Below are 19,964 nucleotides of genomic sequence, written 5' to 3'. Positions count from 1 at the left end.
CATGAAGATCAACGGCCAGCATTACCGGACGATCTGGCTCGCGCAGGATGGCTGGCGCGTCGTGGTCATCGATCAGACGCGATTGCCTTTCCGCTTCGAGACGGTGTCACTCGGCTCGGCCGAGCAGGCGGCCGATGCGATCCGCTCGATGGTGGTGCGCGGCGCGCCGCTGATCGGCGCGACGGCAGCCTATGGCGTGGCGCTGGCGATGCGGGCGGATGCCTCGGATGCCGCCTTGAAGGCGGCGCTGACGCTGCTCGGCGAGACCCGGCCGACTGCGGTCAATCTGCGCTGGGCGCTGGAGCGCATGGGCCGCATCCTGGCGGGGTTGCCGTCGGAGAAGCGTGCGGAGGTTGCCTATGCCGAAGCAGCCGCGATCTGCGACGAGGATGTCGCGCTGTGCCGCGCGATCGGCGAGCATGGCCTGCCGCTCATCCGTGAGATCGCCGGGCGCAAGCCGGCGGGGCAGCCGGTCAATATCCTGACCCATTGCAATGCCGGGTGGATCGCGACCGTGGATTGGGGCACGGCGCTGGCGCCGATCTATCGGGCTGACGATGCCGGCATCGCCGTTCATGTCTGGGTCGACGAGACGCGCCCGCGCAACCAAGGCGCCGCTCTGACGGCCTATGAGCTCGGCGCGCATGGCGTGCCGCACACCGTTATCACCGACAATGCAGGCGGGCATCTGATGCAGCGCGGTGCGGTCGACATGGTGATCGTCGGCACCGACCGGACGACAGCCACAGGCGACGTCGCCAACAAAATCGGCACCTATCTCAAGGCGCTCGCCGCACATGACAACGACGTGCCGTTCTATGTCGCGCTGCCGTCGCCGACGATCGACTGGAGCATCGGTGACGGCCTTGCGGAAATTCCGATCGAGGAACGCGCCGCGCGCGAGGTGACGCATCTGTCCGGGCTTGCGGAGGATGGCGAGGTGCGGTCTTTCCGCGTCGTCGCGCCAGGTAGCGGTGCCGCCAACCCGGCTTTCGATGTGACGCCAGCGCGCCTCGTCACCGGGCTCATCACCGAACGCGGGGTCTGCGCGGCAAGCGCCGAAGGGCTCGCGCAACTCTTCCCCGATCTGGCGAACAAGGCGACGGCATGAACGAAACGGAGCTGCGGCAGGAGATCGTCGCGGTCGCGCAGGCGATCGACCGGGCGGGCTTCTGCCCCTCGAAATCGGGCAATGTCTCGGCGCGCTTCGGGGTGGGGTTGCTGATCACCCCGTCCGGACTGCCCTACGCCCAGACGAAGCCGGAGGACCTGATCCATCTGGCCCTCGACGGAACGGTGCTCGGCGGTGCGCGCAAGCCTTCCTCGGAATGGCCCTTCCATGCCGCGATCTACAAGGCCCGCCCGGATGCACAGGCGATCGTGCACACCCATTCCCCGCGCGCCACGGCGCTCTCCAGCGCCCGCCGCGGCATCCCGGCGTTCCATTACATGATCGCGCTCTGCGGCGGCGCCGATGTGCGCTGTGCCGACTACGCGACCTTCGGGACGCCGGAACTTGCGGCCAATGCCGTGAAGGGGCTGGAGGGGCGCAAGGCGGTGCTGCTCGCCAATCACGGCGTCATCGCGCTCGGCCAGACGCTGGCCGGTGCTCATACGATCGTCGCTGAGGTCGAAAATCTCGCCGGCCAGTATCTCGATATCCTGGCAGCCGGGCTCGAGCCGGTCATCCTCGACGCTGCCGAGATGGAACGCGTCGGCGCGAAGTTCGCGGGCTACGGCAAGGTCGGCTGAAGCCGTCGCCGCGCCGGCCTGGCACCTGTGATCACCCTGCCGCGATGAACGCAGCAGGGTATTTTTCGTTCTGAACTGGTTCCGTCGTGCCAGGATGGCATCCCGACCGAGAGCATGCGCCGATCAGATCGGAGCGCAACCTGATCGGGGGCCGGCCTAGTCGAGCATGAAGGCCTGCTCGAGCACGTCCCTGGAGTCGAGGCCGAGCTGCACCTCGAAGCGTCCGCTCTCGACGACTTCCTTGAGTTCGGCATTGATGAACTTGAGCTGCTCCTTGCCGATCTCGAAGCGCACCACGCGGCTCTCGCCGGGCTTGAGCGTCACCTTCTGGAAACCCTTCAGCTCCTTGATCGGGCGCGCGATCGAGGCGTAGGGGTCGGCAATGTAGAGCTGCACGACGTTGGCGCCCTCATAGGTGCCTTCATTGGTCAGTGTCGCCTCTGCAGTCAGGCGCTGGTCCCTCGTGATCCGCGCCGCCGAGAGCTTCAGATTGGATAGGGCGAAACGGCTGTAGCTCAGCCCGAAGCCGAAGGGATAGAGCGGCCCCTGCTCCTCCTCGAAATACTGCGAGGTGTAGTTGCCCGGCTTGCCCGGGGTGAAGGGGCGCCCGATCCGCAGAGGGTTGTAGTAGGTCGGGATCTGACCGGCGGAGCGGGGGAAGGAGATCGGCAGCTTGGCCGAGGGGTTGTGGTCGCCGAACAGCACGTCGGCGATGGCGTTGCCGCCCTCGGTTCCGGTGTACCAGGTCTCCAGCAGCGCGTCGGCATTGTCCTTTTCCCAGCCCAGCGCGAGCGGGCGGCCGTTCATCAGCACGACGATGAGCGGCTTGCCGGTCGCCTTGAGGGCCTTGAGCAGGGCGCGCTGCGAACCGGGCATCTCGATGCTGATGCGGCTCGAGGATTCATGCGACATGCCGCGGACTTCGCCGACGACGGCGATCACCACATCGGCCTGGTTGGCGACCGACACGGCCTCCTGGATCATCTCCTCGGGGCTGCGTGGATCCTGGACGACCTCAGGCTTGTCCCAGTTCAGATAGTTCAGGTATTCGACGACCTTCTGGTCGTCGAGGACGTTGGAGCCGCGAGCGATCAGGAGGCGCGCCTTGCCCTCGATCGCGTTCTCGATGCCAGCCCGCACCGTCACGGCCTGCTCGGCTACGCCCTGGGCGGACCAGCTGCCGAGGATATCGAGCCCGGAATCGGCCAGAGGCCCGACAAGTGCGATGGTTCCGGTCTTCTTCAGCGGCAGCGTCTGGTTGCGGTTCTCCAGCAGCACGATGGTCTGGCGGGCAATCTCGCGCGCCGGCTGGCGGTGGAGGCGGCTGTCGGCCTTCTCGTTCACCGGGTCGTCGGCGGGCTTGCCCATGCGCAGGAACGGGTTGGCAAAAAGGCCGAGATCGTATTTGGCGCCCAGCACCTCTCGGACGCAGGCGTCGAGCTCGGCCATCTTGACCTCGCCCGAGGCGATGAGGCCCGGCAGCTCGGCAAGATAGACCTGATCGGCCATGCTGAGATCGATGCCCGCCTTGATGGCGAGCTTGGCCGCCTCACGCGCGTCGCGCGCGACGCCATGGCGCGTCAGCTCCGTGATTGCGCCGTGGTCGCTGACGGTCACGCCATCGAAGCCCCACTGCTTGCGCAGCAGATCCTGCATCAGCCAGGTGTTGGAGGTCGCGGGTACGCCGTTGATCGAATTGAGCGCGACCATCACGCCGCCGGCTCCGGCCTCGATCGCGGCACGGTAGGGCGGCAGGTAGACCTGATGCATGCGCAGCGGGCTCATATCGACCGTGTTGTAGTCGCGCCCGCCCTCGACCGCGCCGTAAAGCGCGAAGTGCTTGACCGCCGCCATGATGCTGTCCGGGCGGTCGGTCGCGTCGCCCTGGAAGCCGCGGACGCTGGCCCGTGCGCATTCGGAAACGAGATAGGGGTCTTCGCCGAAGCCCTCCGAGGTGCGGCCCCAGCGCGGATCGCGGCTGATGTCGACCATCGGCGCGAAAGTCATGTCCACGCCGTCGTTGCAGGCCTCGATGGCCGAGACGCGGGCCATCCGCTCGATCGTGGCCATGTCGAAGCTCGCCGCCAGCCCGAGCGGGATGGGGAAGGTGGTGCGGTGGCCGTGGACCACGTCATAGGCGAAGAAGAGCGGGATCTTCAGGCGGCTGCGCTTGACGGCCGCTTCCTGCAGCGGCCGATTGTCGCGCCGGATGACGGTGTTGAATGAGCCGGCGATGCGCCCGGCCGCGACCTCGTCCATCAGCTTGGCATGCGGCATCTCGGGGCCGATGCTGATCAGGCGGAGCTGGCCGATCTTTTCCTCGACCGTCATGCGCTTGATCAGGTCGTCGATGAACGCCTGCTTGCTGACGGGGCCGGTCAGGTTGAGGGCCTGTTTCGGCGCTGCTGCGGCCGATTGCGCCGTCATTCCCGCTGCCATCGCGACCGAAGCCATCGCGCCCAAGGCCTGGCGCCGGGACAGGCCCTTCTCCGTCTCATCAGTACAAGGCATCGCATCCAGCCCATCAGCGACCGGCGTACCGTTCGAATTGTTCATGCTGAGTTCGTTCATTCAGGTTGACGAAGGCCAAGGGCGGCGCGGAGCGGTTGCGGAAGAACGACGCTCTTCCTTGACCCTTGTGTCGATGATGGGCATTTGTGCTCGCGTGCGCCGCTGCCGACATGGGACGGGCGCACTCCGCCCCGCCAGCGTGCATCTTTAAGGAGCTGTTGTGAACTTGTCGACCCGTTCTGGTGACGGGGCCCTTGATATGGCCCGGTTTTCTTCTTCGGCCCGACGCATGCTGGTGTTGGCTTTGAGGCAATGCGCAGCGACCTGCAGCAGGTCGGGTTTGGCCCGGTTGAGCCTGGCTGCCGGCTGCCTGGCGCTCGGAGCGCTCGTCGGGACCTCTGCCTTCGCGCAGAAGCGTCTGGCGGATTTCGGGCTCGAGGACGTGCTCGCGAAGGCGAAGGCGCTGGCGGACAAGCCTTACGTGACCCCGGTCAGCAACCTGCCCGACGTGTTCAGCAAGATGCAGTTCGCCGACTACCAGAAGATGCAGCCGCGGCGTGACCGCTTCGCCTGGACGGAATTGCGGACGCCCTTCAAGCTGGCCTTCTATCATCAGGGCATGCAGTTCAACACGCCGGTGAAGATCAACGAGATCGTCAACGGCGCCGTGCACGAGATCCCCTATGACGCCGGGCGTTTCGACTTTGCCGACCTGCATTTCGACCCCGCCGAGACCAGCAAGCTCGGCTGGGCCGGTTTCCGGGTGGTCTATCCGATCAACCAGGCCGGCAAGCTCGACGAGATCATGAGCGTGCTGGGCGCGAGCTATTTCCGCGTCATCGGCAAGGGACAGATCTACGGCCTCTCGGGGCGCGGCCTGGCCATCGATACCGGCCTGCCGATCACCGAGGAATTCCCCAAATTCCGCGAATTCTGGCTGCGCCGCCCGAAGCCCCAGGACAAGCAGCTGACCTTCTATGCGCTGATGGATTCGCCACGGGCGACCGGCGCCTATGAATTCACGCTGGTGCCGGGCGCCGACACCGTGCTGAACGTCAAGGCGCGCGTCTTCATGCGCGAGGGGGCGGCGCCGCGCACGCTCGGCATCGCGCCGCTGACCAGCATGTTCCTCTTCGGCCCCAACCAGCCTTCGCCGACCTATAACTTCCGGCCGGCCATCCATGATTCCAACGGGCTCGCCATTCAAGGCGGCGACGGCAAGTGGACCTGGAGCCCGCTCGGCAACCCGCCATCCGCGGTGGCCGTCACCAATTTCCCGGCCGAGAATCCGAAGGGCTTCGGGCTGCTCCAGCGTGGACGCTCCTTCACGCGCTACGAAGATCTGAAGGATCGGTACGATCTGCGCCCAAGCGCCTGGATCGAGCCGACCAACAATTGGGGCAAGGGCAGCGTGCGTCTCGTCGAAATCCCGACGGCGGACGAGACCAACGACAACATCGTCGCCTTCTGGGTGCCGGAGAGCATGCCGGCGCCGGGCCAGCCGCTGCAGTTCGACTATAGGATGCACTGGACGATGGACGAGCCGGCGATCTTGAAGGACGGTACGTCCTATGTCTGGCAGACCATACGCTCTACCGGGGAGTTCTATCAGTCCAACCTCATTCGCGCCGGCGACGGGACGCAGGCGTTCCTGATCGACTTCAAGGGGCCTTCGTTGCGCAAGCTTTCGCCGCAGGCGAAGATCACGGCCGAGGTCACGGCCAACGACAATGTCGAGATCGTCGGAACCGACCTTCAACCCAACCCGGCCATTCAGGGCTGGCGCCTGACCTATAGGGTAAAGGTCAAGAATCCGGCGGTGTCGTCCGATTTGCGCGCAGTGCTGAAGCAAGGTGATCGCGCGCTGACCGAGACTTGGGATCTGAGAATTCCCCCTTTGCCGGCTGCAAAGGCAAGGGAATCCTATCTCAATCCCTTCAAGGCGATCGAAGGTCAGAGGTCCGAGCTGGTCGATCCGAAGCCCTGACGCTGGCCCGGCTTCGCCGAGACTGCCGTCTACAGGGACGGCAGTCGGGATTTGGGATCAGGCGGGTTTCCGCTCGACGAAGACGCAGCCGTCGAAGCTGAAGACCTCTTCGCCGCGCTGGTTGATGCCGGTGTTGCGGTGGAAGAACAGGCCCCATTGTGGGCGCGAGGCGCTCTCGCGCTTATCCACCACCTCCGAGAAATAGGTGATGCGATCGCCGGCGAGGACCGGCTTCGACCAGCGCAGATTCCTGAAGCCGGGCGAGGGGCCGAGGCGGGCAGGGCGCCCGGTCGTCGCGGCGAGCTGGCGCCTGCGGTGCGAAACCATGGTCGCCATCCAGACCGCCGCGGTATGCCAGCCTGAAGCGGCGAGCCGGCCGAACAGGCTGACGCGCGCCGCCGCCTCGTCCATGTGAAAGGGCTGCGGGTCGAAGCTGCGGGCGAAGGCGATGATTTCATCCGCCGTAAAGACGAAGCTGCCGAGCTCGTGGCGGCTGCCGATGGCGAGCTCCTCGAAGAAGCGGGTGGGCTCGGGACCTTCTGAAGGCGCCTCCAGCGGGCTCTCCAAGGCCGGGCGTTCGTAGCGCGGCGAATGCGCGAGCCAATCGCCCTGCGGCTGCGGGGCGACGCCGGAATCCTTCCGGCCGAACATGATCCAGTTGGTTTGCTCAAGCAGCGGTTCGCCGCGCTGGTTGAGCAGTTCGAGCCGGAAGCGCACGAGGCCCATTTCGGGCCGCGAGCGGGAGGCCTTGGTCTCGAGCACGGTGCGGCGGGCCGTGACGCTGTCGCCGGGAAGGAGCGGGCGCAGCCACTTCACCTCCTCGATGCCCGGCGCGCCCATGCCGGTCGAGTCGAGCAGGAAGCTCTCCGCCATCAGCCGCATCAGCAGCGAGCAGCTATGCCAGCCGGAGCCGATCAGCCGGCCGACGAAGCTCGCCTTCGCGGCTTCCGGCTCGACATGGAAGTCCTGCGCGTCATAGCGCGAGGCGAAGGCGACGATATCGTCCTGAGAGACAGCGATGCTGTGCGAGAGGACGCTCTCGCCTGGGACGAAATCCTCGAACTGCAGCATCGGCGGGCTTTCTCAGGTCGCGAAGCGGAAGTGCAGCACGTCTCCGTCGGCGACGACGTACTCCTTGCCTTCGAGGCGGAACTTGCCAGCCTCGCGCGCGCCCGATTCGCCCTTGTTGGCGACGTAGTCGTCATAGGCGATCGTCTCGGCGCGGATATAGCCCTTCTCGAAATCGGTGTGGATCACACCTGCGGCCTGCGGGCCCTTGGTGCCCTTCTCGATCGTCCAGGCGCGGGCCTCCTTCGGGCCGACGGTGAAATAGGTCACGAGGTTGAGCAGGCTGTAGCCGGCGCGGATGACACGGTTGAGCCCCGGCTCCTCCAGTCCCACGGCTTCCAGATATTCGGTCTGCTCCTCGGGCGGCAGAACCGCGATCTCGCTCTCGATCTTGGCCGAGACGACGACGGCCACCGCACCTTCCTCGGCGGCGCGCTTCTTCACCTGCTCGGAGAAGGCGTTGCCCTTGTCGGCGCTGGCTTCCTCGACATTGCAGACATAGAGCACGGGCTTGGACGAGAGCAGGCCGAGCAGCTCGAAGGGCCGGCGCTCCTCGGCTGCGAGCTGGACGAGGCGGGCCGGCTTGCCGTCGCGTAGCAGCACGAGGCAGCGGTTCATCAGATCGGCCAGTTCCTTGGCGTCCTTGTCACCGGTTTTGGCCTTCTTCTCCAGTGGCTGGACGCGCTTCTCGAGGCTTTCGAGATCGGCGAGCATCAGCTCGGTCTCGATGATCTCGATGTCGTCGATGGGCGCGACCTTGCCTTCAACATGGGTGATGTCGCCGTCTTCGAAGCAGCGCACGACATGGGCGATGGCGTCGCATTCGCGGATATTGGCGAGAAACTGGTTGCCCAGCCCTTCGCCCTTCGAGGCGCCGCGCACGAGGCCGGCGATGTCGACGAAGGTCAGTCGCGTCGGGATGATCTCCTTCGAGCCGGCGATGGCGGCGAGTTGCTCAAGCCGCTCGTCGGGCACCGCGACATCGCCGACATTCGGCTCGATGGTGCAGAACGGGTAGTTGGCGGCCTGCGCCGCGGCAGTCTGCGTCAGCGCGTTGAAGAGGGTCGACTTGCCGACATTCGGCAGGCCGACGATTCCGCATTTGAAGCCCATGGTCGCCTGTTCCGTTGCCCGCGGACGGAGCCGCCGCCGGGCGTGAAGCTTTGAAAGTTGCGGCCTTATTGGGGGGCTTGCGCGATAAAGACAAGTGCCGCGCGCCTTCTGGCCGATGCGCCGCTCACGCGAACGTGCATGGCGAGGGGTCGGATGCTGATGCTGGATCGCCTGCCGCGTTCGCCTGCGCGGTCCGGAGCATCGCTATGAATCGTTTTGGTTTCGCCCTCACCCTGCCGATCTTCGCTCTGGCCGGAGGCCTGGCCGTCGCGCAGGTGCCGGGGACGCGATTGCGTGGCACGGTGGAGCGCATGGAAGGCTCGACTCTGGATCTCAGGGCGGCGGATGGGCGGCAGTTCAAAGTCGCGCTCGCGCCAGGATTCTCCACCGGCGGGGTCGTGCCCGCGAAGGCGTCCGACATCGCGAAGGGGAGTTTCATCGGGGTCGGCGCCAAGCCCCAGCCGGACGGCACGCTGCTGGCGGTGCAGGTCATGATCTTCCCGGAGACGCAGCGCGGGACCGGGGAGGGGCACCGCCCCTGGGCGGTGCTGCCTGACGCGACCATGACGAACGCGACCGTGGCCGAGACGGTTGCATGGGTCGACGGCGCCAATCTCGTCCTGAGCTATCCCGGCGGCGAGCAGAAGGTCGCGATCACGCCTGAGGCGACCATCCTGATGGCGGCACCGGCCGAGGCGAGCGAGCTCACGCCCGGCGCCCAGGTCGCGATGACGGCGAGTCGGCAGGCCGATGGCAGCTACAGCACGAGCCGCGTGACGGTCGCGAAATCGGGCGCGAAACTGCCGCTCTGACGTTCAGCCTTCGCTCTTCTCGCCCAGTCGCTTCACGGCGCCATGGCCGCGTGCGTCCATGAAGAGATGCACCTTGTTCTGGAAGCCCGTGTCGTCATGGGCTGCGAGAAGGGGCGCGTGATCGGCGCAGGCCGTGCAGAGGTCCTCGACCCAGGGCTGCTCGGCCTTGCCGAAATCGTTCAGCACATAGCCATGGACCAGCTCTTTCAGGCCGGGATGGCCGATGCCCATGCGGACGCGGCGGTAGTCGTTGCCGATCGCGGCCGTGGTCGAGCGCAGGCCGTTATGGCCGGCATTGCCGCCGCCGAGCTTCACGCGCAGCTTCGCGGGAGCCAGGTCGAGCTCGTCATGGAAGACGACGACGTCCGCAGGCGCGATCTTGAAGAAGCGCGCGGCCTCACCGATCGAGCGGCCCGATTCGTTCATGTAGGTCTGCGGCTTGAGCAGGATCACCTTCTCGCCGCCGATCGTGGCTTCGCAGGATTCCGCCTGGAAACGCACGCGCCAGGGCGAGGCGCGATGGAGGCGGGCGATCTCCTCGACGGCCATGAAGCCGATATTGTGCCGGTTGCGGGCATAGCGCGCGCCGGGATTGCCGAGGCCGGCAAAGATCAGCATGGCGGAACTCCGGCAGGCTCATGGATCAGCATCGGATTCATCCGAAGAAGTGGATTCCACTTTTCGGTCCGATGCCAAAGCAAGACGGCCGGGAAAACCCGGCCGTCTCGGTAGATTGAATGAGGCGGAAGCGGCGCCAGACGGCGCCGTTTCTCACGCCTTGGCTTCGGCCGGAGCCTCGGCGGCTGCGTCGGCAGCGGGCTCTGCCTCGACGGTCGGCGCGGAGATCGCGATGATCGTGGCGTCCGAACCGATGGAAAGCTTGGCACCGGCCGGGAGCTTGATGGCATCGGCGTGGACGGAGTCGCCGACGTTCAGGCCGGCCACCGACACGTCGATGGACTCCGGAATGCTGTCGGGCTCGACGGTGACCTCAAGTGCGTGCTCGATGATCTGGACCAGGCCGCCGGCCTTGACGCCGGGGCTGGCTTCCTGACCGGTGACGTGAACCGGGACCTGGACCGTGACGGTCTGGCCCTTGGCGACGCGCAGGAAGTCGACGTGGATCGGGAAGTCCTTGACCGGGTCGAGCTGGTAGTCGCGCGGAATGACGCGCTGCTTCTTGCCCGCGACGCTGATCTCGAAGATCGTGGTCAGGAAGTGGCCGCCGAAAATCAGCTGGCGGGTCTTGTTGGCGTCGAGCGCGATGGCTTCGGGAGCGGCGCCCCCACCATAGATCACGGCAGGCGTCTGGCCCTGGCGGCGAACAGCACGGGCGGCCCCCTTGCCGACCTGTGCGCGCGCCGAAGCCTCGATTTGCTTCACGGCGGTCATGTTGGATGTCCTTGASTTGTAAATGACAAGGCCGCCTCGTGGCGGCCATCGGCTTGCGCGTCCAGAGCCTCCAAGGGTGTCAGCGGGACGCGCGGCTGCTCATAGGCTAAAACCGGCGCAATCTCAACCCCGTTGCGTCAGGCGGCGTTGGCGACGGCTTCGCGCTGGAGCGCAGTGGCCGGGGTTGCCTGGCCGAAGCGTTGCAGGAGCTCACCGATGACCAGCGCCGGCACAGGCGGCGAATAGAGAAAGCCCTGCCCGAAACGGCAGCCCATCTCCTCGAGACGCTGAGCTTGCGACTGCGTCTCGATGCCTTCGGCGATGATCTTCATGCCGAGACGGCGTGTCATCGTCAGCAGGGATTCGACGATGACGGCACTGCGGGCGCCGCTGTCGATCGCGCTGACGAAGGAGCGGTCGATCTTGATGATGTCGATCGGAAAATCGAGCAGATGGGTCAGCGAGGCGAAACCGGTGCCGAAATCGTCCAGCGCGACTAGCATGCCGCAAGCGCGCAGCGCTTCCATCGTCCGCGCAACACCGTCCCTGCGGCTGCCCATGAAGACCTGCTCGGTCACCTCGACGACGAGGTGGCGCATCGGCAGACCGGCCTTGTCGAGCGCCCGGGCCACGCGTTGCGCCAGGTCGCCCTTCTGGAAATCGGCCGATGTGACATTCACGCTGGCATGGTGGATATGCAGGCCTGCGCTTTGCCATTCGGCCATGTCGGACGCGACCGAAGCCAGCATCTGTGTGGTGATGCGGTGGGCGATCTTGGGATCCTGCAAAGCCTCCTGAAATTCGCCGGCCGTGACGATGCGCCCGTCGTCCTGCCGCATGCGGGCGAGGGCCTCGACGCCGACGATCTCGGCGGTGTCGAGCCGGATGATCGGCTGGTAGTACGGCACGATGCGCTCGCCGCCGAGCGCGCCGTCGACATCCTTGCGGATTCGGGTGCGATGCATCATCGCGCTGCGCAGCTTGCGGCGGAAGCGCACATAGCGGCCGCGGCGGGTCTCCTTGGCATGGTACAGCGCGAGGTCGGCATTCTGCCGCAGCGTCACGCTGTCCTCGCCATCCTCGCCGGCGAGCGCGCCGCCGATCGTGACGCTCGGCTGAATGCTGTGCCCGTCATGTTCCAGCGGCGCGGCGGCAATTGCGGCGAGAGCGGCGGAGGCGAGGCTGCGCATTCGAGCGGGACTGTCGCAATCCGGGACCAGGACGGCGAATTCGTCGCCACCGATCCGGCAGGACAGGCAACCGATCAGAGCCGTGTTCAGGCGGTCGCCGACGCCGGCGATAAGACTGTCGCCGGCGGCATGGCCGAGCGTATCGTTCACCGTTTTGAGGTGATCGATATCGATCAGCATCAGCCCGTAGCGCCGCGAAGCCGTGCTCATTGCGGTGATGGCGTCGTTGAACTGGGCCCGGTTCGGCAGCCTGGTCAGCGTGTCGAAATAGGCGAGATGGTGATTGCGGGCGCGCACTTCGTCGTGCTCGATCGCAATGGCGCAGAGGTGGACGCAGGTCGCGACGATGCGGCGCTCGAGAGCTCGCGGCCGGCGGGGCTTGCGGAAATAGAAGGCGAAGGCACCGACGACGCGGCCGTCCCGTGCCTTGATCGGGGTCGACCAGCAGGCTCTGAGGCCGAGCGGCAGGACGAGCTGCGTATAGGCTGCCCAGAGCGGGTCGGTCGCGATGTCAGTCACCTCGACGGGGACGGCGCGATGGACCGCGGTGCCACAGGAGCCGGCACGGGGGCCCGTCGGCGTGCCGGCGATGGCGGCGGCATAGTGATCGGGGAGACTCGGCGAGGCGAGGGGGCGCAGATGACCCTCATCATCGACCGTCACGACCGAGCAGATCACGCCGGGCGAGATCGCTTCCGCCCGGTGGCACAGCCGTTCCATGCACAAGGCGAGCGTTTCCCCGCGCGCGATGTCTTCCAGAATATCGTTCTGCAGGGCCTGCAGGCGGTCGGAGGGCTTGATCACGCTGTTCCCGACAGAGAAGGGCTTGTCGAAGAACGCAAATTCTAACTCAATCGGCTTAAGGGCCGATTGAGGGGCCGATTCAAACTTTATCCGCTCAGGCGGCGGCGAGGCCCAGGCGCTCGTCGCGGCGGCGCAGCAGATGCATCAGCGGCAGCGCGAACAGCACCATCCAGGCCTTGCCGATGACCTGGCCGGCAAGGAAATCCAGGCTGCCGAAGGCGAGGTGCAGGAAGACGATGCTGTCGACGACGAGGCCGACGATGCCGGAGGCGAAGACCGCCGTCAGGAAGCGGCGGCGCTGCAGGGGCGTGTAGATGGCGAAATCGGCGAGCTCCGACAGCAGGAAGGCCGAGACGGAGGCGATCACGATGGCCGCGGGGGCAAGCAGGGCCGAGATCAGCGCGCCGACGGCGATCGCGCCGAGCCCCGCAAGCGTACCGAGACGGCGCTGCACGAGGTCACGCAGCACGAGTGCAAGCCCGACCATCAGGACGCCGCTCGGCGCCATGATCCCCGGCCAGACCGGCACGAGGCAGGGGCCGTTCGGCACGCAGACGGTGCCGGCATTGCCGATGAGCCAGTTGGCTGCCGGAATGGTGAGACCGAACAGCACGAGCGCGACGATGCCTTCGAGCCGCCGCTGGTGATCACGATTCATAAGAGGGTCCGCTGTCGTCGGGTGACACGAGATAGGCCGCGAAGCCTTTTGCGCGCAAATCGCAGGCCGGGCAATGGCCGCAGCCGAAACCCCAGCCGTGCCGGGTCGTCCTGTCGCCCAGATAGCAGCTATGGGTCTCTTCCAGAACGAGATCGAGGAGGGCCTGCCCGCCGAGTTCCCGCGCCAGAGCGAAGGTCTGCGCCTTGTCGCGCCACATCAGCGGCGTGTGGAGCACGAGCCGGCGGTCGAGGCCGAGGCCGAGCGCCACCTGCATCGCCTTGATCGTATCGTCCCGGCAATCGGGATAGCCGGAATAGTCGGTCTCGCAGACGCCGAGGACGATGTGCTTCAGGCCGCGCCGATAGGCGAGGGCTGCGGCGAATGTCAGGAAGATCAGGTTGCGGCCGGGCACGAAGGTGGTCGGCAGGCCGGTCTCGGCGAAGCTGATTTCGGTCTCGCGCGTCAGCGCGGTTTCCGAAATCGCGCCGAGCGCCTTCAGGTCGACGAGATGGTCGGGGCCGAGCCGCTCGGCATAGCCGGAGGAGAGCGTCGGCAGCTTCTCCCGAATGGCGAGGCGGCACTCCATCTCGACGAGGTGACGCTGGCCGTAGTCGAAGCCGATCGTCTCGACGGTGTCGAAACGATCGAGCGCCCAGGCCAGCACGGTGGTGGAGTCCTGGCCGCCGGAAAACAGGACGAGCGCGCCGGACCTCAAGTGACCATCCTCAGTCGAACAGGCTGGACACGCTGGTCTCGCTCGCCGTGCGCTCGATCGCCTCGCCCATCAGCCCGGCGATGGAGATGACGCGGATATTGCGCGCGACCTTCACCGCCTCGGTCGGCATGATCGAGTCGGTGATGACCAGTTCCTTGAGCTTCGAGGAAGCGATGCGGGCGACCGCGCCGCCCGAGAGCACGCCATGGGTGATGTAGGCGTAGACCTCCTTGGCGCCCTGCTCGAGCAGGGCCTCGGCGGCGTTCACCAGCGTGCCGCCGGAGTCGACGATGTCGTCGATCAGGATGCAGGACCGGCCCTCGACCGAGCCGATGATGTTCATCACTTCCGATTCGCCCGGCCGGTCGCGGCGCTTGTCGACGATGGCGAGCGGAGCGTCGATTCGCTTGGCGAGCGCGCGGGCGCGGACCACGCCGCCGACGTCCGGCGACACGACCATGGCGTTTTTCCACTCCAGCCGGTCCTTGATGTCGCGCGCCATGAGCGGGGCGCCGAACAAGTTGTCGGTCGGGATGTCGAAGAAGCCCTGGATCTGGCCGGCGTGGAGATCGAGCGTCAGCACGCGGTCGACGCCGGCATGGGCGATGAGGTTGGCGACCAGCTTGGCCGAGATCGGGGTGCGGCCCGACGCGCGCCGATCCTGCCTGGCATAGCCGAAATAGGGGATCACCGCCGTGATGCGGCGCGCCGAGGAGCGGCGCAGCGCATCGGTGATGATCAGCAGCTCCATCAGGTGGTCGTTGGTGGGGAACGAGGTGGACTGGATGACGAAGACATCCTGGCCGCGCACATTCTCCTGGATTTCGACGAAGACCTCCATGTCGGCAAAGCGCCGCACCGTGGCCTTGGCGAGCGGAATGCTGAGATGGCTGCAGATGGCTTCTGCAAGCGGCCGGTTGGAGTTGCCGGCGACGACTTTGAAATGAGAGGGCATGCCGTGGCGCACCGTTGGACAAGGCGGGGCACGAGCCGGCTAGGCCGGCTCAATTCGAACGGCTCTTAACAGTGCGATGACATGGAGTCGACCGCTGCGCTGCAATATCGCTGCGCAAAAAGCGCTCGCGGCGCCGGCGTGACCCGGAATCCACTGACGCTGCGTCGCCCGAGGGAGCGAACGCGGGCGTTCAGCTCTTTTTCTTGTCGGTGGTAGCGGCGACCTTGGTGGCGGGCTTCGCCGGCTTGTCGGCCTTCTTGTCCTTGTCGCCGCCCAGCGCCTCGACGGCCGGGGTGGTGACGAGGAAGCTCGCGATCGCATCCATCGAGTCGGAGGCGGCCTTGGCGACGATGGTCCGGTCGATGCCGGCCCAGGGATCGGAGCTGCTGCTGCGCCGGCCGATGCTCTCGCCCTGAACACGCTGGGCGCGCTGCTTCGTCGAGTCGTAGACGTCCCAGACGAAGGCGAGCGACGTCTGGCCGTCCTCCGTCGGCTGTGCCGTGAGATAGCCCTTGACGCGGAAGCGCGCCGGCTTGTTGCCCGGAACGATCTCCATCTTGCGCTCGGCCGCGGCCTCGCCGAGCAGGCCGGCGAAGCTGGTGGTGACGTCTTCCGGCGCCCCGGAAATGCTCTGGACCGAGACCGGAACGCCCGGTGCATCGACGCGCGGGCGGGCTGCGGTCTGGCTGGTTTCCTGGCATCCGGCGAGCGCCAGCGCAAAAACCGGCCCCAGAACGAGGCCGCTCAAACGGTTGATCATGACGCCTCCCGCCCTTTGGGCTGTGGACTGCTTCGAGATTCCCTGTGCAGCTTTTCTAGGCTTAACGGAGGACGAGGTCCAGCTCAGGCAAATTCAGCGCCTCGGCGCCCTCCTTGCCCACCAGATAGGTGCGGCCCAGGCACATCGCGGTCTCGCCGTCGGAATCCATCAGGATCATGTGGGCGAACATCACCATCCCCGGCACGATCTCCCAGTCATTGGCCTCGTAGAACATCGGCCAGTCCATCCAGGACGGTGTGAATTTGGCGCCCAGCGAATAGCCGCAGGCGTTGAGCCGGTGCTGTGCGAGGCCGTGCTCGTCGAAGACGCGGGCATGGGCAGCGAAGACGTCACCCGCGGTGCGGCCCGGCTTCAGCGCGGCCTCGCAGGCGAGCAGCGCGTCGCGGGCGGCGGCATGATAGGGGCGGTGCAGAGGGCGGGGATCGCCGACCACGACGGTACGCATCGCCGCGACATGGTAGTGCCGGTCGACGCCGGCGAATTCCAGGGTGATCTGGTCGCTGGCGCCGAGCCTGCGCCGGCCGGATTTGTAGCGGCAGAGCAGGGCGTCTCGATCCGAGCCGATGATGAATTCGTTGGCCGGGTAGTCGCCGCCGCCCGCGAATATCGCGTTGTGCTGGGCGGCGAGGATCTCGCCCTCGTCGGCGCCGGCCCGGATGGCGTCGAGAGCTGCCCGGTCGGCCGCGTCGGCCAGCGCTGCCGCGCGGCGGACATAGACGACCTCCTCGTCCGATTTCACGGCGCGCAGCCGCGTGACGATCGCCGAGGCGTCGAGGAGCTCGGCCTGGCCGGTGAAGGCGGCGTCCAGCTTGCGGTAGTTCGAGGCGACAAGGCCGTAGGACTCGAACTCGACGCCGATGCGCTTGCCGGACAGGCCAAGATCGCGCGCGAGCGCCAGGAGGTCGCTGGCCGGATTGGCGTCGCGTCCGTCCTTCCAGATGCGGATGTCGTCGAGGTTGGAAGTGTGCTGTGCCTGGCGGAGATCCGCCGAGCGCGTCAGCGGCGCCATGGTCCCGTCGGCCCTGACGACGAGACACTGGAAGAAGCAGAAGCCGAAGGTGTCATAGCCGGTCAGCCAGAACATCGATTCCTGCTGGAACAGAAAAAGCGCATCGAGCCGATCGGCCTGCATCGCGGCGAGGAGGGCTGTGCGGCGGCGGGCGAATTCGGTGGGCGTGAAATGCAGGGCCATGATGCGTCTCCTCAAGCCGGGCGGGCATCTGATCGTGCCCATGGCCTCCCGGCAATCGGCCTCGGTCGCAATTGCGGCGCCGGTCCGCGCTGCCTATAGGCTTTGCTCTGAAAGTTTCGCCCCGATGGGAGAGAGCCATGGTGAACCCCGGCAACCGCATCCTCGACGACATCGCCCGCCTCGCCACCGATGCAGCCGGAGCCGCGCAAGGCGTGCGCCGGGAGGTCGAGACCGTGGTGAAGACGCAGATCGAGCGCCTGCTGCGCGATCTCGACGTCGTCACGCGCGAGGAATTCGAGGCGGTGCGCGAGATGGCGCTGATCGCCCGCGAGGAGAACGACAAGCTCGCGGCGCGTCTTACCGCGCTTGAGGAGAAGCTCGGCAAGTCCTGACCGGCAAGCCCTGACGGGGCCGCGTGCAAACGACAGCTTTCATGTCGTGGCGTAATGTCCACAGCCATGTGTTGTGGACAGCAGCTCAGGGGGATTGAGCCCGCCGGCCGAATCCGCGGACCTTCGCTCTGTGTTGGGAGCGTCACAGCGCCTGCGCTATCGTCGGTGGAAAGAATTGATTCGTCGGGCGGATTCGCTTCTGGCCGACGGATGGAGCCGCTCTCCCAGGAGCGTTCCGGAGGTGTGTTGCGTTCCTTCGGCTTTCCAGTCGCCGTGTTCCTGTTCTCGAACGCGCCGGATGCGCCAGCGTCCGGAAGGTGGACCTTAGGGCATGATAGAACTCGATATGGATGCCGAGCTGGATCGGCCTTCCAACCCCCTCGACCTGTTTGAACGCCTGGCCGCTCTCAATGACTGGTCCTTCGATCGCGACAGCGAGGACGAACTCTCGGTTTCCGTTGTCGGCGGCTGGTCGGAGTATCACGTCGCGATCACCTGGCTCGCGGAGGTCGAGGCGCTGCACATCGCCTGCGCCTTCGATCTCAAGGTGCCGGAGCGGCGGCGCGGCGAGGTCCTGCAACTCGTAAGCCTTGTCAACGAGCAGCTCTGGCTCGGCCATTTCGATCTCTGGAGCACCGAGAGCGTGGTGATGTATCGTCATGCCCTGCTGCTGTCCGGCGGGGCAGAGCCGACCGACGAGCAGGCGGCGGCGCTGGTCAAGACGGCAGTCGAGGCCTGTGAGCGCTACTATCAGGCTTTCCAGTTCGTCGTCTGGGCCGGCAAGACGGCCAAGGAGGGCATGGAAGGCGCCATCCTGGAGACGATCGGCGAAGCCTGAGCGGCCGCAATGCCGTCACGGCCGGGCTTGACCCGGCCAGCCCTTGCAGGCTCTGGTCCTGGGATGCCCGGCGCAAGCGCCGGCATGACGCCCTGGTCCCAAGCGACGAGAACCACCATGTCGAATTTCCTTCCGCAATCGCTCGTCCTCATCGGCGCCGGCAAGATGGGCGGAGCGATGCTGGAGGGCTGGCTGCGCATCGGTATCGATCCCAAGGGCATCAGCCTGATCGATCCCAAGCCCTCGGACGAGATGGTCGAACTCGCCGGCGAGAAGGGGATGCGGCTCAATCCTTCCGCCAAGGAGATCCCGGCGGCCGATGTCGTCGTCCTCGCGACCAAGCCTCAGATGCTGGATACCGCCGCGCCGGCCGTCCAGGCATTCATCCACCCCCGCACGCTGCTGATCTCGATCCTGGCCGGCAAGACGCTCGGTGACCTCGCGGCGCGCCTGCCGAACGCCGCCGCGATCATTCGCGCGATGCCGAATCTGCCGGCCTCGGTGCAGCGCGGCGTGACGGCTGCCGCGCCCGGCAAGGGCGTGAGCGCGGCGCAGCGCGCCAGCGCCGATGCGCTGCTCGGCAGCATCGGCAAGGTCGAGTGGCTCGACGACGAGGGGCTGATCGACGCCGTCACGGCCGTGTCGGGCTCAGGCCCGGCTTATGTCTTCCATCTGGTTGAATGCCTGGCCGCGGCCGGGGCTGCGGCGGGGCTGCCTGCAGACGTGGCGGAGCGGCTGGCGCGGGCGACGGTGGAGGGCGCCGGCGAATTGCTGTTCCAGTCGCCGCTGCCGCCGGGAACGCTGCGCCAGAACGTGACCTCGCCGGGTGGCACCACGGCTGCCGCGCTCGAAGTGCTGATGGCGGATGACGGCCTGAAGCCGCTGATGAACAAGGCGGTGGCTGCCGCGAAACGTCGCGCCGGGGAGCTTTCCGGCTAATCGGCCTTCCACATGCCACGATAGCGGCCTAACCTCTTTTCAACGCGAAGCGAGAGGAGCTGCCCCCATGGTCCGCAAACCCGTTTCCACGCCGCCGGCAGGCGCCGAGCCGATGCCGGCTGGCAATTCCGCCGAGCCGCGCAAGCGCGCCGTCGATGCGCTGATGAAGCTCGCCGCCGAGCGTCCTTGGCATCAGATCGAGCTGCCGGATATCGCCGGTGAGGCCGGGTTGACGCTGGCGCAGCTGCGCGCGCTCTTCCCCTCCAAGCTCGCGATGCTGGGCGGGGTCACGCGCCTCGTCGACGACGCGGTTCTGGCCGGCACGTCGGAGGATCTGGCGGGGGAGCCCGCCAAGGAGCGCATGTTCGATCTGGTGATGCGCCGGCTCGATGCGATGGCGCCGTACAAGGCGGGCCTGCGCAAGATCGTGCCGGTCATCCGGCGCGATCCGCTGGCGCTGGCGGCGCTCAATCGCGGCGCGGTCAATTCCTGGCGCTACATGCTGGCATCCGCCGGCATTCCGACCGAGGATGCGCTCGGTCATCTCCGGGTGCAGGGCGCGGTGTTGCTGATGGCGCGGGTGTCCGAAACCTGGCTCCATGACGATCAGCCTGAATTGTCGAAGACCATGGCGCGGCTCGATCGCGAGCTGAAGCTGGCCAGCTGCATCCTGGCCCGGGCGGAGGACATGCATCGCCTGACGGCACCCTTCAGAGGCCTGGCGCGGGCGATCTGTTCCGGCCGGCCGCTGAAGACGCGCCGGCGCGAGCGCGCCCCGGAGCGCGGCGAGGATAACGAGGATTATGCGCCGGCGATCTGAGCCGGCTCGCCGCTGCCTGACAGCGGCGCAAATGTGGCCGAAATG

At 66.6% G+C, this 19,964-nt stretch carries 19 protein-coding genes; 8 read left to right on the top strand and 11 right to left on the bottom strand.

The window, feature by feature from the left end; genetic code table 11:
* Nucleotide 1: 1 nt before the first annotated feature.
* Together mtnA and AC1DE3_RS03865 are read left to right on the top strand one after the other, a co-directional pair.
* Nucleotides 2-1,111, top strand: coding sequence for an S-methyl-5-thioribose-1-phosphate isomerase (gene mtnA, locus AC1DE3_RS03870; RefSeq protein ID WP_476778857.1), 1,110 nt, complete (start codon nt 2-4; stop codon nt 1,109-1,111).
* Complete coding sequence (locus AC1DE3_RS03865) at nt 1,108-1,752, top strand: class II aldolase/adducin family protein (protein ID WP_476778858.1); 645 nt, start codon at nt 1,108-1,110, stop codon at nt 1,750-1,752. Before mtnA ends, AC1DE3_RS03865 begins: the two co-directional genes overlap by 4 nt.
* Nucleotides 1,753-1,908: 156 nt before the next feature.
* Here AC1DE3_RS03865 and bglX read toward each other — a convergent pair whose 3' ends face one another.
* A complete protein-coding gene (gene bglX, locus AC1DE3_RS03860) occupies nt 1,909-4,308 on the bottom strand; it encodes a beta-glucosidase BglX (protein WP_476778859.1) in 2,400 nt (799 codons plus the stop codon).
* 295 nt (nt 4,309-4,603) lie between these two features.
* On the opposite strand from bglX, the gene AC1DE3_RS03855 reads away from it, so the two are divergent.
* Nucleotides 4,604-6,250, top strand: coding sequence for a glucan biosynthesis protein G (locus tag AC1DE3_RS03855; protein WP_476852084.1), 1,647 nt, complete (start codon nt 4,604-4,606; stop codon nt 6,248-6,250).
* Between the two features lie 57 nt (nt 6,251-6,307).
* Here the strand turns inward: AC1DE3_RS03855 and AC1DE3_RS03850 are convergent, their stop codons facing one another.
* Complete coding sequence (locus AC1DE3_RS03850) at nt 6,308-7,321, bottom strand: MaoC family dehydratase (protein WP_476778861.1); 1,014 nt, start codon at nt 7,319-7,321, stop codon at nt 6,308-6,310.
* Nucleotides 7,322-7,333: 12 nt separating this feature from the next.
* Nucleotides 7,334-8,431: a redox-regulated ATPase YchF gene (gene ychF, locus AC1DE3_RS03845; RefSeq protein WP_476778862.1), complete on the bottom strand. Its 1,098-nt coding sequence runs from the start codon at nt 8,429-8,431 to the stop codon at nt 7,334-7,336.
* 206 nt (nt 8,432-8,637) lie between these two features.
* Here ychF and AC1DE3_RS03840 point away from each other — a divergent pair, with 206 nt between their 5' ends.
* A complete protein-coding gene (locus AC1DE3_RS03840) occupies nt 8,638-9,243 on the top strand; it encodes a hypothetical protein (protein WP_441511981.1) in 606 nt (201 codons plus the stop codon).
* 3 nt (nt 9,244-9,246) lie between these two features.
* On the opposite strand, the gene pth is transcribed toward AC1DE3_RS03840, so the two are convergent.
* From pth to AC1DE3_RS03800, 8 genes are all read right to left on the bottom strand, one after another.
* Nucleotides 9,247-9,861 (bottom strand): aminoacyl-tRNA hydrolase, encoded by a 615-nt coding sequence (gene pth, locus AC1DE3_RS03835; RefSeq protein ID WP_441511982.1) that lies wholly within the window; start codon nt 9,859-9,861, stop codon nt 9,247-9,249.
* Nucleotides 9,862-10,014: 153 nt separating this feature from the next.
* Nucleotides 10,015-10,635 (bottom strand): 50S ribosomal protein L25/general stress protein Ctc, encoded by a 621-nt coding sequence (locus AC1DE3_RS03830; protein ID WP_441511983.1) that lies wholly within the window; start codon nt 10,633-10,635, stop codon nt 10,015-10,017.
* Between the two features lie 137 nt (nt 10,636-10,772).
* Nucleotides 10,773-12,629 (bottom strand): putative bifunctional diguanylate cyclase/phosphodiesterase, encoded by a 1,857-nt coding sequence (locus AC1DE3_RS03825; protein ID WP_476778863.1) that lies wholly within the window; start codon nt 12,627-12,629, stop codon nt 10,773-10,775.
* Between the two features lie 94 nt (nt 12,630-12,723).
* Entirely contained in the window at nt 12,724-13,287 is a 564-nt protein-coding gene (locus tag AC1DE3_RS03820) for a VUT family protein (RefSeq protein ID WP_476778864.1), read from the bottom strand.
* Nucleotides 13,277-14,002, bottom strand: a complete 726-nt coding sequence (gene queC / locus AC1DE3_RS03815; protein ID WP_441511986.1) for a 7-cyano-7-deazaguanine synthase QueC — start codon at nt 14,000-14,002, stop codon at nt 13,277-13,279. The genes AC1DE3_RS03820 and queC overlap by 11 nt, the downstream gene beginning before the upstream one ends.
* A gap of 10 nt (nt 14,003-14,012) precedes the next feature.
* Nucleotides 14,013-14,957, bottom strand: a complete 945-nt coding sequence (locus AC1DE3_RS03810; protein ID WP_441511987.1) for a ribose-phosphate pyrophosphokinase — start codon at nt 14,955-14,957, stop codon at nt 14,013-14,015.
* A 190-nt stretch (nt 14,958-15,147) separates the two neighbouring features.
* The gene (locus tag AC1DE3_RS03805; RefSeq protein ID WP_476778866.1) at nt 15,148-15,717 is read right to left on the bottom strand and encodes a hypothetical protein; all 570 of its coding nucleotides are present in this window, start codon (nt 15,715-15,717) and stop codon (nt 15,148-15,150) included.
* A gap of 61 nt (nt 15,718-15,778) precedes the next feature.
* A complete protein-coding gene (locus AC1DE3_RS03800) occupies nt 15,779-16,930 on the bottom strand; it encodes a M24 family metallopeptidase (protein ID WP_476852083.1) in 1,152 nt (383 codons plus the stop codon).
* Nucleotides 16,931-17,067: 137 nt separating this feature from the next.
* On the opposite strand from AC1DE3_RS03800, the gene AC1DE3_RS03795 reads away from it, so the two are divergent.
* The 4 genes from AC1DE3_RS03795 (at nt 17,068) to AC1DE3_RS03780 (ending at nt 19,919) form a co-directional block, all read left to right on the top strand.
* Entirely contained in the window at nt 17,068-17,322 is a 255-nt protein-coding gene (locus AC1DE3_RS03795) for an accessory factor UbiK family protein (RefSeq protein ID WP_441511990.1), read from the top strand.
* Nucleotides 17,323-17,653: 331 nt separating this feature from the next.
* Nucleotides 17,654-18,160, top strand: coding sequence for a type III secretion system chaperone family protein (locus tag AC1DE3_RS03790; RefSeq protein WP_441511991.1), 507 nt, complete (start codon nt 17,654-17,656; stop codon nt 18,158-18,160).
* Between the two features lie 117 nt (nt 18,161-18,277).
* Nucleotides 18,278-19,099, top strand: coding sequence for a pyrroline-5-carboxylate reductase (gene proC, locus AC1DE3_RS03785; RefSeq protein WP_476778868.1), 822 nt, complete (start codon nt 18,278-18,280; stop codon nt 19,097-19,099).
* Nucleotides 19,100-19,166: 67 nt separating this feature from the next.
* Complete coding sequence (locus AC1DE3_RS03780) at nt 19,167-19,919, top strand: TetR/AcrR family transcriptional regulator (protein ID WP_476778869.1); 753 nt, start codon at nt 19,167-19,169, stop codon at nt 19,917-19,919.
* Nucleotides 19,920-19,964: the final 45 nt, after the last annotated feature.

This window comes from Allobosea sp. 10L417 (assembly GCF_056395485.1).
Note: the sequence above shows the minus strand (reverse complement) of the source record. Positions and strands in the feature narration are given on the sequence as shown.

Excerpts from the sequence above, each read along its gene's own strand:
- mtnA (WP_476778857.1), top strand. The coding sequence starts at position 2 with ATGAAGATCAACGGCCAGCATTACCGGACGATCTGGCTCGCGCAGGAT.
- AC1DE3_RS03865 (WP_476778858.1), top strand. The coding sequence starts at position 1,108 with ATGAACGAAACGGAGCTGCGGCAGGAGATCGTCGCGGTCGCGCAGGCG.
- bglX (WP_476778859.1), bottom strand. The coding sequence starts at position 4,308 with ATGAACAATTCGAACGGTACGCCGGTCGCTGATGGGCTGGATGCGATG.
- AC1DE3_RS03850 (WP_476778861.1), bottom strand. The coding sequence starts at position 7,321 with ATGCTGCAGTTCGAGGATTTCGTCCCAGGCGAGAGCGTCCTCTCGCAC.
- ychF (WP_476778862.1), bottom strand. The coding sequence starts at position 8,431 with ATGGGCTTCAAATGCGGAATCGTCGGCCTGCCGAATGTCGGCAAGTCG.
- AC1DE3_RS03840 (WP_441511981.1), top strand. The coding sequence starts at position 8,638 with ATGAATCGTTTTGGTTTCGCCCTCACCCTGCCGATCTTCGCTCTGGCC.
- pth (WP_441511982.1), bottom strand. The coding sequence starts at position 9,861 with ATGCTGATCTTTGCCGGCCTCGGCAATCCCGGCGCGCGCTATGCCCGC.
- AC1DE3_RS03830 (WP_441511983.1), bottom strand. The coding sequence starts at position 10,635 with ATGACCGCCGTGAAGCAAATCGAGGCTTCGGCGCGCGCACAGGTCGGC.
- AC1DE3_RS03820 (WP_476778864.1), bottom strand. The coding sequence starts at position 13,287 with ATGAATCGTGATCACCAGCGGCGGCTCGAAGGCATCGTCGCGCTCGTG.
- AC1DE3_RS03810 (WP_441511987.1), bottom strand. The coding sequence starts at position 14,957 with ATGCCCTCTCATTTCAAAGTCGTCGCCGGCAACTCCAACCGGCCGCTT.
- AC1DE3_RS03805 (WP_476778866.1), bottom strand. The coding sequence starts at position 15,717 with ATGATCAACCGTTTGAGCGGCCTCGTTCTGGGGCCGGTTTTTGCGCTG.
- AC1DE3_RS03800 (WP_476852083.1), bottom strand. The coding sequence starts at position 16,930 with ATGGCCCTGCATTTCACGCCCACCGAATTCGCCCGCCGCCGCACAGCC.
- AC1DE3_RS03795 (WP_441511990.1), top strand. The coding sequence starts at position 17,068 with ATGGTGAACCCCGGCAACCGCATCCTCGACGACATCGCCCGCCTCGCC.
- AC1DE3_RS03790 (WP_441511991.1), top strand. The coding sequence starts at position 17,654 with ATGATAGAACTCGATATGGATGCCGAGCTGGATCGGCCTTCCAACCCC.
- proC (WP_476778868.1), top strand. The coding sequence starts at position 18,278 with ATGTCGAATTTCCTTCCGCAATCGCTCGTCCTCATCGGCGCCGGCAAG.
- AC1DE3_RS03780 (WP_476778869.1), top strand. The coding sequence starts at position 19,167 with ATGGTCCGCAAACCCGTTTCCACGCCGCCGGCAGGCGCCGAGCCGATG.